General features: G+C 23.4%; 1 protein-coding gene. It reads left to right on the forward strand.

All coding sequences use genetic code 4. The features are described from left to right. A partial coding sequence (locus tag D9R21_RS07740; protein WP_158613997.1) for a hypothetical protein occupies positions 1-807 on the forward strand: 807 nt, incomplete at its 5' end. Positions 808-978: the final 171 nt, after the last annotated feature.

The following is a 978-nucleotide window of genomic DNA, read 5'->3' on the forward strand; positions in this document are numbered from 1 at the left end:
TATGCAAAATCATTGGCTAATTTAACAACTTTAAAGAAAATGTTTCGTACTTTTCAAGAAGAAGGTATTGATTTAACAATGATAGATTTAGAAGCATATTATACACAATTAGAAGTTGATGCTTTAATAGAAAAAGAAAAAACAGAAAGAATAAAAACCGATGACAAATTAGATAAAAAAATAGATAATTTAATAAATGAAGAAAAAAATGAAAGAATTAAAGAAGATAATATTTTAGACAATAAAATAAATAAAAAACAAGATGTTGTTAATAAAGATACAAACTTAGAATTAAAAAATTTAATTGCTGACAGTACTATTGAAAGCAAAAATCAAATTCAATCAATTAATATTTTGACAAATGATTTAAAAATTGCAAATCCAACTGCAGAAACAGCACCAAATTTTACAAAAGCAGTCAGAGCAATACAAAACAATATTCAAGTACCAATAACAAAATCTATTAATGATAAATCAACAAATGAAGAAGTACCAACTGCAAAAGCAGTATACAATTCTTGTATATGACAAGTTGTTGATACTAGTGATTTTGTAGTAAATAGTCAAGATTATCAAATTAAAGATCTTAATAGAATAAATTATATTTACAAAATTTCTGGTTCCCCCTTTAATTGACCTTATTCTGGAGTAATAGAAACATTTGATTATTTTAATAACAATATTAGTACATCATTTGTTGGTGGTTATAGTTTAGAGATTACTGTTAATGGAATTGTTAATGTTAAAGATAAAACTGATAAAAATTCACCAATAGGAACATTGTTTATTTGAAGAAAAAAATATTAATTAATAAATTAGAAAGGAAGTGATTTTATGCCAAAAATATAAGTTAAAGATGTAATTATGTTTTTGAAAATCTTTGGAGTTTCATCATTGTTTTTTATTGCAGGAATTATTATTTGTTTTATAGGACCAACTAAATTAGGAATTGGTTGACCTGCATATGTAATTATTGGT

Origin of the sequence: Spiroplasma endosymbiont of Megaselia nigra (assembly GCF_003987485.1) — a bacterium.
Taxonomy (GTDB): domain Bacteria; phylum Bacillota_I; class Bacilli_A; order Mycoplasmatales; family Mycoplasmataceae; genus Spiroplasma.